Source organism: Streptomyces sp. MP131-18 (assembly GCF_001984575.1).
In the GTDB taxonomy this organism is placed as follows: Bacteria; Actinomycetota; Actinomycetes; order Streptomycetales; family Streptomycetaceae; genus Streptomyces; species Streptomyces johnsoniae.
Genome location: NZ_LZNS01000001.1, coordinates 6687568 through 6703020 on the forward strand (window position 1 = coordinate 6687568; position 15453 = coordinate 6703020).

The 15453-nt window shown below is 72.1% G+C and carries 14 protein-coding genes; 3 read left to right on the forward strand and 11 right to left on the reverse strand.

Annotation, left to right across the window (positions count from 1 at the left end; all coding sequences use genetic code 11):
- Window positions 1-4 precede the first annotated feature (4 nt).
- Window positions 5-1369: an FAD-binding oxidoreductase gene (locus STBA_RS29835; protein WP_077062156.1), complete on the reverse strand. Its 1365-nt coding sequence runs from the start codon at window positions 1367-1369 to the stop codon at window positions 5-7.
- A 63-nt stretch (window positions 1370-1432) separates the two neighbouring features.
- Between STBA_RS29835 and STBA_RS29840 the strand changes: the two genes are divergently transcribed.
- Complete coding sequence (locus STBA_RS29840) at window positions 1433-2419, forward strand: YafY family protein (RefSeq protein WP_077062157.1); 987 nt, start codon at window positions 1433-1435, stop codon at window positions 2417-2419.
- A gap of 56 nt (window positions 2420-2475) precedes the next feature.
- Here STBA_RS29840 and STBA_RS29845 read toward each other — a convergent pair whose 3' ends face one another.
- Complete coding sequence (locus tag STBA_RS29845; protein ID WP_077063706.1) at window positions 2476-3597, reverse strand: hypothetical protein; 1122 nt, start codon at window positions 3595-3597, stop codon at window positions 2476-2478.
- Window positions 3598-3735: 138 nt separating this feature from the next.
- Here STBA_RS29845 and STBA_RS29850 point away from each other — a divergent pair, with 138 nt between their 5' ends.
- Complete coding sequence (locus STBA_RS29850; RefSeq protein WP_077062158.1) at window positions 3736-4635, forward strand: aminoglycoside phosphotransferase family protein; 900 nt, start codon at window positions 3736-3738, stop codon at window positions 4633-4635.
- Between the two features lie 142 nt (window positions 4636-4777).
- Here STBA_RS29850 and STBA_RS29855 read toward each other — a convergent pair whose 3' ends face one another.
- The 4 genes from STBA_RS29855 to STBA_RS29870 are packed head-to-tail and all read right to left on the reverse strand — an operon-like array spanning window position 4778 to window position 8878.
- Window positions 4778-5806 (reverse strand): LacI family DNA-binding transcriptional regulator, encoded by a 1029-nt coding sequence (locus tag STBA_RS29855; RefSeq protein ID WP_077063707.1) that lies wholly within the window; start codon window positions 5804-5806, stop codon window positions 4778-4780.
- A 2-nt stretch (window positions 5807-5808) separates the two neighbouring features.
- Entirely contained in the window at window positions 5809-6675 is an 867-nt protein-coding gene (locus STBA_RS29860; protein WP_077062159.1) for a carbohydrate ABC transporter permease, read from the reverse strand.
- Window positions 6672-7592: a sugar ABC transporter permease gene (locus tag STBA_RS29865; protein ID WP_077062160.1), complete on the reverse strand. Its 921-nt coding sequence runs from the start codon at window positions 7590-7592 to the stop codon at window positions 6672-6674. Before STBA_RS29865 ends, STBA_RS29860 begins: the two co-directional genes overlap by 4 nt.
- Window positions 7589-8878, reverse strand: coding sequence for an extracellular solute-binding protein (locus STBA_RS29870; protein WP_077062161.1), 1290 nt, complete (start codon window positions 8876-8878; stop codon window positions 7589-7591). Before STBA_RS29870 ends, STBA_RS29865 begins: the two co-directional genes overlap by 4 nt.
- 137 nt (window positions 8879-9015) lie before the next feature.
- On the opposite strand from STBA_RS29870, the gene STBA_RS29875 reads away from it, so the two are divergent.
- Window positions 9016-11016 carry a beta-galactosidase gene (locus STBA_RS29875; RefSeq protein WP_077062162.1) on the forward strand — a complete coding sequence of 667 codons (2001 nt, stop codon included), beginning with the start codon at window positions 9016-9018 and terminating at the stop codon, window positions 11014-11016.
- A 156-nt stretch (window positions 11017-11172) separates the two neighbouring features.
- Here STBA_RS29875 and thpD read toward each other — a convergent pair whose 3' ends face one another.
- The 5 genes from thpD to STBA_RS29900 all read right to left on the reverse strand — a co-directional run bounded on the left by thpD (window position 11173) and on the right by STBA_RS29900 (window position 15431).
- Entirely contained in the window at window positions 11173-12072 is a 900-nt protein-coding gene (thpD, locus tag STBA_RS29880) for an ectoine hydroxylase (RefSeq protein WP_077062163.1), read from the reverse strand.
- 20 nt (window positions 12073-12092) lie between these two features.
- Window positions 12093-12488: an ectoine synthase gene (locus tag STBA_RS29885; protein ID WP_077062164.1), complete on the reverse strand. Its 396-nt coding sequence runs from the start codon at window positions 12486-12488 to the stop codon at window positions 12093-12095.
- A 38-nt stretch (window positions 12489-12526) separates the two neighbouring features.
- Window positions 12527-13795 (reverse strand): diaminobutyrate--2-oxoglutarate transaminase, encoded by a 1269-nt coding sequence (gene ectB / locus STBA_RS29890; protein ID WP_077062165.1) that lies wholly within the window; start codon window positions 13793-13795, stop codon window positions 12527-12529.
- Window positions 13796-13861: 66 nt separating this feature from the next.
- Window positions 13862-14398, reverse strand: coding sequence for a diaminobutyrate acetyltransferase (gene ectA, locus STBA_RS29895; protein WP_077062166.1), 537 nt, complete (start codon window positions 14396-14398; stop codon window positions 13862-13864).
- A gap of 391 nt (window positions 14399-14789) precedes the next feature.
- Entirely contained in the window at window positions 14790-15431 is a 642-nt protein-coding gene (locus STBA_RS29900; RefSeq protein ID WP_077062167.1) for a hypothetical protein, read from the reverse strand.
- Window positions 15432-15453: the final 22 nt, after the last annotated feature.

The following is a 15453-nucleotide window of genomic DNA, read 5'->3' on the forward strand; positions in this document are numbered from 1 at the left end:
GTCCTCAACGGGCGGCCGGGATCGCGTGGTTGACGTGTAGCAGACCGTGCGGGTCGTATGCGGCCCTGAGTTCGGTGAGCCGTTCGTAGGCGGCGGGGGCGAACGCGGAGCGGATCTCCTCCTCGCCCAGCGGGCCGAAGGCGAAGTTGAGGGAGATCCCGAGGACGTCCCCGGCGAACGGCGAGAGGGCCTCGCGGTGCGTCGCGCGCACCACCTCGCCCTCGCCGGGGCCCACCGGGGACAGGATCGTCACCAGGTACGCGGCCTCCCGGTGGCCGACCGCGCCGGCGACCCGCGGGGCGCGGGCGAGGGCGCCGCCCAGGTGCCGCAGCCCCACCACGGCCATCACCGGCGCCGGTGGTCCGGCCGCCGCCTTCGTCAGGTGGGCCAGGGCTTCCGGGGCAAGGTCGCGCACCAGGACGTTCCGTGAACGGTAGGCGTGCGGCTGGTCGGGCTCGTCGAACACCGTGCCCGAGTCGGCGTAGGGGAGTTCGCGCAGCGTGTCGAGCAGGACGGGACCGATCGAGCGCAGCGGCTCGACCAGGCGGCTGCCCTCCTCCTGCGTGGTGAGGCAGGCGATCTGGATATGGGCCACCTGGCGCCCGCGCAGTGCCGCGGGCAGCTCCGGGACGTCCGGGTACGGCAGGGTCGTCACCGCCGAGGTCATCTCCTCGGGCACGTCGGCGGTCCAGCGGTGCCAGGCGTCCAGCACGTCGGGGGCCTCCCCGACGTCGAAGCACAGGCTGCCGCCGTAGAACCGCGCGGCCGGGACCAGGCCGATCTCCATGCCGGTGACCACGCCGAAGCTGCCGCCACCGCCGCGCAGCGCCCAGAACAGGTCGGGGTCGGAGTCCGCCGTGACCCGGCGGAGCCGCGCGTCGGCGGTGACCACGTCGAGGCGGTGCACGTGGTCGGCGGCGAAGCCGTACCGCCGGGCCAGCAGCCCCACGCCGCCGCCCAGCGTGTAGGGGACGGCGCCCACCCCGGGGAAGCTGCCCGACAGGGGCGCCAGGCCGTACGGCGCCGCCGCCTCGATCACCTGCCCCCAGGACGCGCCCGCCTCGACCCACGCGGTGCGGGCGAGCGGGTCCACCCGTACGCCGGACATGCGGCGCGTGCTGATCAGCACGCCCCCGGCGGGTGCCGCGCGGCCGTGCCCGCGGGACTGCACCGCCAGCGGCATCCGGTGCCCGGCGGCGAACGCGACGGCGGCCCGCACGTCCTCGGCACCGTCCGCGGCCACGATCGCCGAGGGGCGGTGCGGGTCGAGGAGCTGGAATCCGGTCCGCTCCGCGTCGTAGCGGTCGGCGCCCGGCCGGTACACCGGTCCGCGCACGCGGGCGTCGAGCTGATGCGTGATGTCGTTCATGCGGCTCACGCTAGGAGCCCTTGTGGACAGAACCTGTCCGCAAGGAATGGCAATCTGGCACGTGTGAGCGAGGAATCGGAATCAGCACGTCACGCCGTGCCGGGGCGGCTGCTGCGCCTGCTGTCCCTCCTCCAGAGCCGGCGCGCATGGGCGGGCGCCGAGCTGGCCGAGCGGCTCGGCGTCAGCGACCGCACGGTGCGCCGGGACATCGACCGGCTGCGCGCGCTCGACTACGCGGTGGAGAGCACGACCGGCACCGCCGGCGGCTACCGACTCGCCTCCGGCCGGAGCCTGCCGCCGCTGCCGCTGGACGACGAAGAGGCGCTGGCGGTCGCGCTCGGGCTGATCACGGTGGCGGGCGGCGGCGTCGCCGGGGCGGAGGAGAGCTCGGTGCGGGCGCTGGCCAAACTGGAACGCGTCCTGCCGGCCCGCCTGCGGCCCCGGCTGGCGGCCCTCGGCGGGGTGGCCGTCGCCGTCCCCGCGCGCGGCGCCCCGTGCGTCGACCCCATGGTGCTCGGCGTGCTCGCCGCGTGCTGCCGCGACCGCGAGGTGCTGGCGTTCGACTACCGCGGCCGTGCCGGTGCGGGCAGCGCGCGGCGCGTCGAGCCGCACCACCTGGTCACCGTTCAGGGGCGGTGGTACCTGATCGCCTACGACCCCGGCCGGGAAGGGTGGCGCACCTTCCGTGCCGACCGGATCGCGGACCCGCTGCCCGCGCACCGCCGGTTCGAGCCGCGCGAGCTGCCCGCGTCCGGCCCGGCCGCCTACCTCACCCGGTCGTTCGCCGCCGCCACGTACCGTCACACCGCCCGGCTCCGGATCGCGCTGGGGGCCGACGCGGTGCGGTCCCGGCTGTTCGTGCACGTGCCGGGCGAGATCGAGCCGCTCGGGCCTGACGCGTGCGCCGTCCGGCTCAGCGCGGAGTCCGCCGAGCTGGTCACGCAGTACACCGCCGTGTTCGCGGCCCTCGGCGCCGCCGTGGAGCTGCTGGACGCCTCCGGGGAGGTCAGGTCCGGGCTCCGCGAGCTCAGGGAGCGGCTGCCCGGCTGACCGCGGCTCCCCGCGCCGGGTGCCGCCCGGGCGCCGCGCGCCCGGGCGGCAGGACCTCAGCGGGTGACGCGCTCGAACGGGGTCGGGGTGGCGCCGGTCCAGCGGTACAGGTGCGCCTCGCCCTCCTGCCCGCCGGGCACCGGGCCGCCCTCGGCCGCGTAGTAGTAGCCGTCGCCGAGCGCGGCCAGCCCGTAGTTGCCGTGGAAGTCCCAGCCGCGGATGCCGGTGGCCGGGTCGTGGAGGCCGCCGTCCACCAGGCTGAGCAGCCGGCCGTACTCCCGCTCGGGCTGCCCGGCGATCTCGCCGAACCGCGGGCGCGCCGAGCCGTCGACGATGAAGAACGAGTAGTTGGGGAACTGCGGCTTCACGCCGTCGTAGACGGCCATCAGCCAGTTCCCCGTGTGCTCGTCGTACTCCAGATTCTGCACGCCGTACGTCGTGTTGCCGGTGTACGCGAAGAACTTCCCGGCCGGGCGGCGCGGCCCGCTGCGGTGCGGGTCGCTCTGCGAGAGCGGGCGCTCGTACCTGTGCCAGGTGCGCACGTCGTACTCCAGGATGACCTGGTGGTCGTTGTCGGTCCTTTCCGTGTTCGAGTAGACCCCGTAGGCCACCATCAGCCGCTGCGGTCCGTGCTGCCGTCCGAAGGACGGGCCGAAGGAGACGCCGTCGATGCCGCTGCACCCGTACCGGTGGTCGGCGGTGTCGGCGGTGTCGCCGTCGAAGACGCCGTCGCCGTCCATGTCGGCGGTGAAGTCCTCGACCACCTCGTCGAGGTGAACGGCCGTCATCACGCCGTCGGTCTCCGCGTTCATGCCGACCCGGTCGACGGCGTCGACGTCGAAGACGGCTATGTAGAACGCCTCCTCCGCCTTGTACTCAAGCGATCCGTAGACCCGGCCGTCCGCCGCGTTCAGGTCGATGTCGCCGAGGTGCCCGGTGAGCCCCTCGACGGTGCCGACGACGTTGCCCTCCAGATCGGTCTTCACCAGCATCTGGGTGAACGACCAATAAACGAAACCGCGTTCGCGGTCGACGGTGACGCCCTGCACGTGGCTGGTCGGCCACGTCCCACCGTGGATGGTGGTGGGCAGCCCGCCCGGCCCGTCCTGCTGCGGGGCGGCGAGCGCCGGCGTCGCGAGGGCGACGGCGGCGACGGCCGCGGCTGCGGCGAAAGTCATCCTGGCCTTGCGCACGGTGTTCTCCCTGGTTCGGTGAACGGACAAGCATCGGGGACCCTAGAAAGCGCGAATGAGCTGCCCGCCCGCTGCGGACGTCGCGCGGACGACGTCCACATGAACAGCGGCTAGGGTGCGAACATGGTCGAGATTCCCGGAAACTTCATCCGCCTCACCGCGGATCGCGAGGGCGAGCGGGGTGAGGTCTGGCTCGCGGGGCTGCCCGCGCTGGCCGACGACCTGCTCGCGCGCTGGGACTGCGTGCCCGAAGGGCGGGTCACCCACGGGAAGGTCGGCCTCGTCGTGCCCGTGCGGCGGGCCGACGGGACCCCGGCCGTGCTGAAGATCTCCTTCACCCACCCGGGCAACGTGCACGAGCCCGACGCGTTCGCGGTGTGGCAGGGGCACGGCGCGGTGGAGCTGTACGCGCGCGACGACGCCTCGTTCGCCATGCTGCTGGAGCGCGCCGGGCCCGGCACGCTGGCCGACGTGACCGACGCGGAGGAGGCGGTCGCCATCGGCGGGCGGGTGCTGCGCCGTCTGGCGGTGCCCGCACCGCCCGGGCTGCCGCGGCTCGCGGAGCGGGCGGGGGAGTGGGCGGAGGAGCTGCGCAAGAACGACGAGACGCTGGGCCGCCCGCTGCCGCGCCGCGTCACGGACGCGGCGCTGGCAACCGTGGCCGAGCTGTGCGGCGACCAGCCCGACACCCTCGTGCACGGCGACCTGCACCACGGCAACGTGCTGCGTGCGGAGCGCGAGCCGTGGCTCGCCATCGACCCCAAGGGCTACGCGGGTGACCCCGCGTACGAGGCGTTCACCCTGGTGCGCCGCAGTCTGCTCGACGTCATCGGCGCCGACGACCTGAGGACCCCGGTGCTGCGCCGCATCGACATCTTCGCCGACGCCGCGGGCGTCGACCGCGAACGGGCCAGGCGCTGGACCCAGTTGCGCACCGTGCAGTCGGCCCACTGGGGCCGGCTGCACGGTGAACAGGCGTGGCTCGTGCATCTCACGGAGCGGCTGGCGGAGCTGCTCACCTGATCCGGGCGTCGTCGGCGACTCGTCGCAGCAGGGCAGCTCGCCCGGGACGTCGGCGGGCTCGATCGGCGTTCCGGCGGCGTGGGCCGGAGTGGCCGCGAGCAGGAGCGGCGGGGCGAGCGCGGTGGCCGCGGGACCGGTGCGTTCAGGCCGATTCGCGTCTGATCAGCTCGGTGGGGAGGATGACGGCCGAGCTGTCCTCGCCGCCGATCTGCGACAGCAGGACGCGCACCATCTCGGCGCTGATGCGGTCCCAGGGCTGCCGGATCGTGGTCAGCGCGGGCCGGGACCCGACCGCCGCGGTGGAGTCGTCGAAGCCCCCGACGGCCACGTCGGCGGGAACGCGGCGCCCGGCGCGTTCGAGCACGGCCAGCGCGCCCTGCGCCATCAGGTCCGAGGCGACGAACAGCGCGTCCAGGTCCGGGCGGCGCGTCAGCAGGGCCGACGCGGCCGCGGCGCCGCCGTCGCGGCTGTAGTCCCCGGCCTCGACGAGGCTGTCGTCGGCCGGCAGCCCGGCGTCCGCGAGCACCTCGCGGTAGCCCGCGAGCCGCTCCACGCCGCCCGGGGTGTCCAGCGGCCCGGTGACCGTGCCGATCCTGCGGCGGCCGGCGGCCAGCAGGTGGCGCACCATCTGCCTGGCACCGTCGCGGTCGTCGGCCGCGACGTGCGCGAGCCGCGTGCTGTGCCCCATCGGCTGGCCGCACATGACCACGGGTATCCCGGCGTGCACCAGCGCCTCGGCCACCGGGTCGCCGGTGTGGCTGGAGACGAGCAGCACGCCGTCCACGTGGCCGGCGGAGATGTACCGCGTGATGCGGCGCTGCTCCTCGCGGGTGCCGGCGATCATCAGCAGCAGGGGGATGTCGTGCGTGGCGAGGGCCTGGGTGCAGCCGCGCAGCAGCACGTTGAAGTTGGGGTCCTCGAAGAACTTCTCCTGCGGCTCGGTCAGCAGGAACGCCGCGGACCCGGACCGTCCGGTGATCAGGCTGCGCGCATGCCGGTTGACCACGTAGCCGGTCCTGCGGATGGCGGCGTTCACGGCCTCGGCTGCGGCGGGGCTGACGTAGTGCCCCCCGTTGAGGACACGGGAGACGGTGCCGCGGGAGACGCCTGCCTCCCGCGCCACGTCGTGGATCGTCGGCCGTCGGCGCCGCGTCGCGTTGTTCGGGCTCACGCTCACGACTTTACGGCGCCGGTGAGCAGGTCGAGGCTCCAGAACCGCTGGATGAACAGGAACAGGGCGATCAGCGGCAGCACGGCGAGCAGCGAGCCGGTGATCACCAGGGTGTAGAGGGAGGGGCTGTTGGACCCCTGGTTCAGCAGCGTGTAGAGGCCCAGCGTCATCGGGAACTTCTCGTCGTCGCTGAGCATGATGAACGGCAGCAGGAAGTTGTTCCAGATGGCGACGAACTGGAACAGGAAGATCGTGACCAGACCCGGCAGCATCATCGGCAGGGCGATGGTCCGGAAGGTCCGCCACTCGCCCGCGCCGTCCATGCGGGCCGCCTCCAGCACGTCGGACGGCACCGCGGCCGTCGCGTAGATGCGGGCGAGGTAGATGCCGTAGGGGGACAGCAGCACGGGCAGCAGCACGGACAGCCTGCTGCCGGCGAGGTCGGCCTCGGCGAGCAGCAGGTACTGGGGCACGGCCAGGATCACCGGGGGCATCAGCACCCCGGCCAGCAGTACTCCGAAGACGGCTTCCCGGCCGCGGAACCGGTACACGGCCAGGGCGTACCCGCCCAGGGCGGACACCGCGCAGGACAGGACGGCGCCGACGCCCGCGTAGAGCACGGAGTTGGCCATCCACCGCCAGTACACGCCGTCGCGGTAGGCGGACAGGTCGGCGATGTTGTCCAGCAGCCCGGTGCCGGGGGCGAAGGTGAAGGTGGAGAACAGCTCGTCGCCCGCCTTCGTCGAGGCGACCAGCACCCAGGCCACGGGCACCAGGCAGTACAGGGCGCCGAGCAGCAGCGCGGCGGTGGGCAGCAGCGCGACGCGGCGCGGGGCCGCGCGCCCCGGGCGCAGGGCCTGGGCGGTCATCGGGCTTCCTCCTGGCGGGTGCGGGCGCCGGCCGCGCGCAGGAAGCCGAACGACAGGGCGAGGGTGACGACGGCGATGACGACGGCGGTCGCGGCGGCGGAGTGGACGTCGCCGGTGTCGAACGCGTCGCGGTAGACCTTCATCAGCGGGCTCCAGGTGGTGGAGATGCCGTTGGTCAGGGGGCGGAGCGTGGTGGGCTCGCTGAAGACCTGGAGGGTGGCGATGATCGAGAAGAAGAAGGTGAGCACGAGCGCGGGCGTCACCATGGGGACCTTGATGCGCAGCGCGATCTGGAGCTGGGAGCAGCCGTCGAGGCGGGCGGCCTCGTGGACGTCGGCCGGAATGGCGCGCAGGGCGGTGTAGATGACGATCATGTTGAAGCCGGTGCCGCCCCAGACCGCGATGTTGGCGAGGGCCGCGTACAGCGCGCCGCCGCCGAGCAGGTCGGGCTCCGGCAGGCCGAGCGCGTCGAGGGTGTGGTGCAGCGGGCTGACGGACGGCAGGTAGAGGAAGCCCCACAGCAGGGCGGCGATCACGCCTGGCACGGCGTAGGGCAGGAAGATCACCAGGCGGCCGAAGCGGCGTCCGCGGACCCGGTCGGCGTCGAGGATCAGCGCGAACAGCAGCGCGAGCCCGAGCATGACGGGCACCACGATGAGCCCGTACACGCCGACGCGCAGGGCGCCGTCGAGCAGTTCGGGATCGGACAGCGCGTCGGCGTAGTTGGACAGCCCGGCCCAGACCTCGCTGCGGGCGCCGCTGCCGAGGCCGAGGCCCTGCACCTCGATCGTGCGCAGACTCAGGTGGATGGCGTAGCCGATGGGCAGGGCGAAGAACAGCAGGAACAGGACGATGGCCGGGGCGAGGAAGGCCCACGGGGCGCGCCGCCGCGCCCCGGGCCGCCGGCGGCGGGTCACTCGCTCACCTGGAAGCCGTGGGATTCCAGGTCCTCGACGACGGAGCGCTGCATGGCGGTGAGGGCGGCGGGGAAGTCGCCGCGGCTCTGTGCGGCCTCGCCGAAGGCGTCGTTGAAGGTCGAGTAGGCGACGTTGACGTTGGGGCCCCAGGCGGCGGGCGCGGTGCCGGCGGCTATCTCGGCGGCCTGCGCGTAGAAGTCCGGCTGGTTGGGGAAGAAGGCGGGCGGCTCGGCCAGGGCCTCGCCGGTCTGCGCGGCGGTGGCGGCGGGGTAGATGCCGCCTTCGCGGACCAGCCCGGCCAGCGCCTCGGGGTCGGTGTTCAGCCAGGTGGCGAACTCGGCGGCGGCCTCGGCGTGTTCGGAGTCGCGTGTGACGGCGGTGGTGGAGCCGCCCCAGCTGCCGGTGGCGTTCTCGCCCGCTTCCCACTGCGGCAGCGGCGCCATGGCCCAGTTCCCCGCGGTGTCGGGGGCCGCGGTGGTGAGGGAGCCGGGCGCCCAGACGGCGCTGACCCAGGCGATCTGCTCACCGGAGTTGATCGCCTGGTTCCACGCGGGCGTGTACATGGGCTCGTTGAGGATGGCGTCCTCGGCGACCAGGCCGCCCCAGAACTCGGCGACGCGGCGGGTGGCCTCGTCGTCGATGGCGACCTGCCAGGTCTCGCCCTCGGTGGTCCACCACTGGGCGCCGGCCTGCTGGGCGAGTCCGGCGAACTGGCCGGCGTCGTTGGCGGAGAAGGTGGTGAGGTAGGTGTCGGGGGCGACGTCGCGGACGGTGCGCGCGGTCTCGGCGAACTCGTCCCAGGTGGTGGGGACGGTCAGGCCGTACTCCTCGAAGAGGTCGTGCCGGTAGAAGAACATCATCGGCCCGGAGTCCTGCGGCAGGGCGTAGACCGCGTCGGTGCCGAGCGTGACCTGCTGCCACAGGCCGGGCGCGAACTGGTCTTCCACGTCGGCGACCTGTCCGGAGATGTCGGCGAGCACGTCGTTGCTGACGAGGGTGGGCAGCGCCTGGTACTCGGCCTGCACCAGGTCGGGGCCCTGGCCGGCCTGGGCGGCGGTGATCGTCCTGGTGACGAGGTCGTCACCGGCGGCCTGCTCCTTGACGGTCACCTGGATATCCGGGTTGGCCTCGTTCCACATGTCGACGACCTGCTCCATGTCCGCCCAGGCCCAGTAGGTGAGGTCGACAGGGCCGGAGCCGGAGTCGTCCGAGCCGCCGCAGGCGGTCAGCGCGGCGGCGGTGAGGACGGCGGAGCAGGAGAGTGCGGCGACGCGGTGTCGGTGCATGGTTCCTCCGGGCGGATGACGGGCCGGTGTCTGGGAGCGTTCACAGTAGAGAAACAGTGCCGATACTTGTCAATGGTTGTTGCTGTGCGGTTATGTTGCCTGTGCACGTTCACAGAAAGGCGCGGAGAAAAATGCACATGGAACGACTCGCGTTCGGCGGGGACTACAACCCGGAGCAGTGGCCGCAGGAGGTCTGGCCGCAGGATGTCGCGCTGATGCGTGAGGCCGGGGTGACCCTCGTCAGCGTCGGGATCTTCTCCTGGGCCTTGCTCGAACCGCGCGAGGGACACTACGAGTTCGGCTGGCTGGACCGCCTCGTCGACCTGCTGCACGAGGGCGGCATCCGCGTCGACCTGGCGACCCCCACCGTGGTGCCCCCGGCCTGGTTCTACCGCGCGCACCCCGAGGCGCTGCCCGTCAGCCGCGAGGGCGTGCGCTGGGAGTTCGGCTCACGCGGCGCGATCTGCCACAGCTCGCCCGCCTACCGCGAGGCCGCCACCCGGATCACCCGCGCGCTCGGCGAACGCTACGGCAGCCACCCCGCACTCGAACTGTGGCACGTGCACAACGAGTACGGCGTCCCGGTCCTGGAGTGCTACTGCGACACCTCGGCCGCGCACTTCCGGCGCTGGCTCGCCGAACGGTACGGCACCGTGGAGGCGCTGAACGCGGCCTGGGGCACCGCCTTCTGGGGCCAGGCGTACGGCGAGTGGGAGGACGTCCGGCCGCCCCGGCTCACGCCCACCACCGCCAACCCCGCCCAGCGCCTGGACTTCGCCCGCTTCGCCTCCGACAGCGCCCTGGAGAACTTCCGCGCCGAGCGCGACATCCTGCACGAGCTGTCCCCCGGCATCCCCGTGACCACCAACTTCATGGTCTCGCCCACCCAGTGCGACACCATGGACTACTGGAAGTGGGGCCGCGAGGTCGACATCGTCACCAACGACCACTACCTGGTGGCCGAGGACGACCGCAACCACATCAACCTCTCCTTCGCCGCCGACCTCACCCGCTCCGTCGGCGCGGGCCGCCCCTGGCTCCTCCTCGAACACTCCACCAGCGCCGTCAACTGGCAGCCGCGCGGCATCGCCAAGCGCCCCGGGGAAATGGCGCGCAACAGCCTGGCGCACGTGGCCCGCGGCTCCGAGGGCGCCATGTTCTTCCAGTGGCGCGCCTCCAGGGCCGGCGCGGAGAAGTTCCACTCGGCGATGGTGCCGCACGCCGGCACCGACAGCCGCATCTGGCGCGAGGTCGTCGAACTCGGCGCGGACATCGGCGCGTTGCAGCGGATCAAGGACACCCGCACCGTCGCCGACGCGGCCATCGCCTGGGACTGGGAATCCTGGTGGGCCCAGAAGCTGGAGTGGCGCCCGAGCGACGACCTGGACGCCAGGGAACGCGCCGAGTCCTGGTACGCCGCGCTGTTCGACCACCACCTGACCGTGGACTTCGTGCACCCGGAGGCCGAGGGGCCGACGGACCACCCGCTGCTGGTCGTGCCCGCCCTCTACCTCGCCACCCGCGCCGCGGGCGAGAACCTGCGCCGCTACACCGAGCGCGGCGGCACCCTCGTCGTCTCCTGCTTCTCCGGCATCGTCGACGCGCACGACGCCGTCCACCCGGGCCCGCACCCGGGCGCGCTGCGCGACGTACTCGGCCTGGTCGTCGAGGAGTTCCAGCCGCTGCGCGCGGGGGAGAGCGTGCGGCTCGCCGGTCCTGACGGCGCCCTGCTGACCGCGGACGTGTGGGCCGAGACGGTGCGGACCACGGGCGCCGAGCCGGTCTGGACCTACGCGGACGGCCCGGCGGCCGGCGGCCCCGCCGTCACCCGTCACCGCATCGGCGGCGGCACGGCCTGGTACGTGTCCGCGCGGCTCGGCCAGGATGGACTGCGTGCCGTCCTGGCCGCGGCCACCGCCGACGCCGGTCTCGCCCCGCGCGAGGACCTGCCCCGCGACGTCGAAGTGGTCCGGCGCTCCGGCGCGGGCGGCGACTTTCTCTTCGCGATCAACCACACCGCCGACGAGGCCACGGTGACCCCGCCGGCCCCCGGCACGGAACTGCTCACCGGCGCGCGCGTGACCGGCCCCCTGGCCGTTCCCGCGGGAGCCGTGCGGGTGGTGCACCTCGGCACCTGAACGGCATCTGAACGGCACCGCCCCCGCTCGACGCGCCACGGGTCAATCACTGTCACTCATGGAAGGGGCCGCGGATCACCGGCCGCGGACCGCGGTCACCGCACGAACGGGCGCCGGCCACCCTCGGGGTGGCCGGCGCCCCTGCGCGTCCGGGCCTCAGCGCACCGGGGTGAAGTCCCTGGCGCCGATGTAGTCCGGGCGGGGGACCGGCGCCGCGAACGGCTCGACCGCCGCGTTCTCCACGCTGTTGAACACGATGAAGACGTTGCTGCGCGGGTACGGGGTGATGTTGTCACCCGAGCCGTGCATGCAGTTGCAGTCGAACCAGGTGGCGGACCCCGCCCGGCCGGTGAACAGCTTGATGCCGTGCCGGTCCGCGTAGTCGGTCAGCGCCTCGTCGGACGGGGTGCCCGCGTCCTGCATCTGGAGGGACTTCTTGTAGTTGTCCTTCGGCGTCTCGCCCGCGCAGCCGAGGAACGTCAGATGCGAGCCCGGCATGATCATCAGGCCGCCGTTGGTGTCGAAGTTCTCCGTCAGTGCGATCGAGACCGACACCGTGCGCATGCGCGGCAGCCCGTCCTCGGCGTGCCACGTCTCGAAGTCCGAGTGCCAGTAGAAGCCGCTGGCGCCGAACCCCGGCTTGACGTTGATCCGGCTCTGGTGGACGTACACGTCCGAGCCGAGGATCTGCCGGGCCCGGTCGAGCACCCGGGGATCACGCACGAGTCCGGCGAACTTCTCGCTGATCTTGTGCACCTCGAACACCGAGCGGATCTCCTGCGACGTGGGCTCGACGATCGAGCGTTCGTCGGCGCGGATGTCCGGATCGGTGACCAGCCGGTCAAGCTCCGCGCGGTAGGCCAGCACCTCCTCCGGCGTGATCAGCTGGTCGATGGCGGCAAAGCCGTCCCGTTCGAATGCCGCGAGTTCCCCGGCGGCGAACGGCCCCCGGGCGCCGGGCTCGGACCACACCACCGGGTCCTGGCGCGGCGTGGCCACCTCGGTGGCCCCGCGGGTCGGGTACAGGTCGGCGGTGCGTTCGGGTGCGGTGGTCATGGGGTGCTTCCTTCCTCTCCTTACACCTCGGTGAGCAGCGGATAGACGCCGTTCTCGTCGTGGTCCTCCCGGCCGGTGACCGGCGGGTTGAAGACACACATCACCCGGAAGTCGGTCTTGGGACGGACCGTATGCTTCTCGTGCCCGTCCAGCAGGTACATCGTCCCGGGCTTGATCCAGTGCTTCTCGCCGGTGTTCTCGTTGGTGAGCTCTGCTTCGCCCTCCACGCAGAACACGGCCTCGATGTGGTTCGCATACCACATAGTGGTCTCCGTACCCGCGTAGAGCACGGTCTCGTGCAGCGAAAAACCGACGCCTTCCTTGGCCAGCACGATGCGCTTGCTGCGCCACGTGCCCGAGGCGGACTGCACGTCCCGGTCGGTTCCCTCGATGTCGCTGAGCGATCGGACGATCACGGCGTTGTACTTCCCTTCCGGTTTTCGGTTGTGGGCTTTCAGGCGGTTTCGCGGATGGCGCGGGCGAGGACGCGCAGTCCCTCGTCCAGCTCCTCCGGGGTGGTCGTCAGCGCGGGGAGCAGCTTGACGACCTCGCTCTCGGGGCCCGAGGTCTCCAGCAGCAGCCCCAGCTCGAAGGCGCGGCGGCACACGCGGGAGGCGCGGGCGCTCTCGTCGAACGTCATGCCCCACACCAGGCCGCGGCCGCGGTAGGAGGCCCCGGCGTGCGCGTGCTCCATGGCGATGGCGCGCAGCGACGCCTCGACCTGCTCGCCGCGGCTGAGGGTCTGCTTCTCCATCTGGCCGTCGGTCCAGTACGTGTCGAGCGCCGCGGCGGCCGTCACGAACGCGGGGTTGTGGCCGCGGAACGTGCCGTTGTGCTCGCCCGGCTCCCAGATGTCGAGTTCCGGCTTGAAGAGGGTCAGCGCCATCGGCAGCCCGTAGCCGCTGATCGACTTCGACACCGTGACGATGTCGGGAACGATCCCGGCCTCCTCGAAGGAGAAGAACGGGCCGGTGCGTCCGCAGCCCATCTGGATGTCGTCGACGATCAGCAGCATGTCGTGCCGCCGGCACAGGTCGGCCAGGCCGCGCAGCCACTCCGGCCGGGCCACGTTGATGCCGCCCTCGCCCTGCACCGTCTCCACGATGGTGGCGGCCGGCTTGTTCAGGCCGGACCCGGTGTCCTCCAGCAGCCGCTCGAACCAGATGAAGTCCGGGGTCTGCCCGTCGAGGTAGTCGTCGAACGGCATCGGCGTGCCGTGCACCAGCGGGATGCCGGCGCCCGCGCGCTTGAACGCGTTGCCCGTGACGGCGAGCGAGCCCAGGGACATGCCGTGGAAGGCGTTGGTGAACGAGACGATCGACTCGCGGCCCTTGACCTTGCGGGCCAGCTTCAGCGCGGCCTCCACCGCGTTGGTGCCGGTCGGGCCCGGGAACATGACCTTGTAGTCGAGGTCGCGGGGCCGCAGGATCACGTTCTGAAACGATTCGAGGAAGGCCCGTTTCGCCGTGGTGGACATGTCCAGGCCATGGGTGATGCCGTCGCGCTCCAGGTAGTCGAGCAGGGCGCGTTTGAGCACGGGGTTGTTGTGTCCGTAGTTGAGCGAGCCGGCACCGGAGAAGAAGTCCAGGTAGGTGTGCCCGTCCTCGTCGAAGAGGTAGCTGCCCTGGGCACGGTCGAAGACGGTGGGCCAGCCGCGGCAGTAGCTGCGGACCTCGGACTCCAGTGTGGTGAAGACGCTCAGGTCGGGCTGGGTGATGGTCACAACGGTCTCCTGATCTCAGGGGTTGATCACGCGGGGAGTGGCGGAAGCGGTGTCGGTCGGGTCGGGTCAGCGGACGGCGGCCGCCGGCTCGGGTATCGGCCCGATCCGGTACAGCACTTCCGGCTGGTGGCCCCGTTCGGGGAACACCCCGGCGTCGAACAGCACCTCGCGTTCCACTGCGGCCCCGTGCCGCTCGGCGAAGGATGCGAAGAGCCGGTTGGAGGCGGTGTTGTCCGGTGTGACGGTCGTTTCGATCGTGTTCACCCCCAGCTCCCGGCCCGTCCTGAGGACGAGAGCGTCCAGCATCGCGGCAGCGAGACCGCGTCCGCGCTGACCGCCGTCGACGGCGACCTGCCACACCAGCAGGGTGCGCGGCGCCTGAGGGCGGGTGTACCCGGTGATGAAGCCGACCGGGGCGCCGGCGGCGTCCCTGACGACGATCGAGGTGCGCGCGTAGTCGCGACACCACAGGAGGTAGCTGTACGACGAGTTCAGGTCCAGGACCCTGGAGTCCCGGGCAAGACGCCACAGGGCGGCCCCGTCGTCCAGGCGCGGGGTGTCGAGCGTGAGCCCTTCACGTCCTGCGGGGAATTCACTGTCCATGAAATCGGGTCGGGCACGTGCATGGTCTGCTTGTGCGGGGGTCATGCAGATTTAATTTACCCAGCAGGTCGGGAAATTGCATCGCCAGTCGGGCTTAACAGGGCGCGCCGGATGTGTTATCGCGCGCGCGTGGGCGGCCCTCTTTGTTCGGAGTGAAAAGTTACGTTCTGTCCGTTAGTTACCGGGCAAAACGGACAGCTGTGTGGAGTCGGTCACATGTCCGTAACGAAGAAGTGACGGTGTTGGCCCGATCCGGTGATGGGTCACGATCCCGTAGATGTCCCGTTTAGACCTCGATAAAGCGGGCAGAAGAGGCCCGCAAGGTCCGTCGGAATTACCCGGGAAACGCTCGTTGAATTCAAGTCGAAGAGCCAGAAGAGGCGTCGAAGAATTATCCCGCGGAAGTGTCGAAGCCGCCACTCGCGGCAACCGGCCCCGAGGGCCCGGACCCCGTCACCCGGTACCGGTCGAGGCCCGCGCCGCGGGCCCCCAGATCGTGGTCGTACTGTGCGGCGAACACGTGCTCGCCCGGCGGCACTTCGGCCCCCGGCCGCAGCTTCCAGCGGAACACCAGATCACCGTCCTCGTTGGCCACCGACAGATCGAAGTCGTCGCCCGGCAGCGTCCGCCATCCCCCGGTGGGCCGCATCCCCGCCTCGGCCACCACCCGCACCTCGACGGCGAACGAGGTCAGCGGCTCCCTCGTCGCCACCGTGACGTTGCTCTGCGACCAGTAGGCGTGGCTGTCCGGGTCCACCGCGCCCGAGGAGGCGAGCCGCTCCGCCGCCGACGGCCGCGCCGGCCCCGTCGGCCGCCCGTCATCGCTGCCCGCCCAGCCGACGGCGAGCGTCGCGAGCGCCAGCGTGACCGCGAACCCCACCGCCGCGGCCGTCACCCGGAGCCTGGCCGCCCTCCGCCGGGGCCCGGCCCTCGCTGTCCCGTGCTCGACGCGCGCCAGCATCCGCGCCCGGTCGGGCCGGTGCGCGGCCGCTGCCGCGTGCAGCAACTCGCGTGCGTCCGGGCGGTCTCCCATGGCTCCTCTTCCGCGGTCCCCT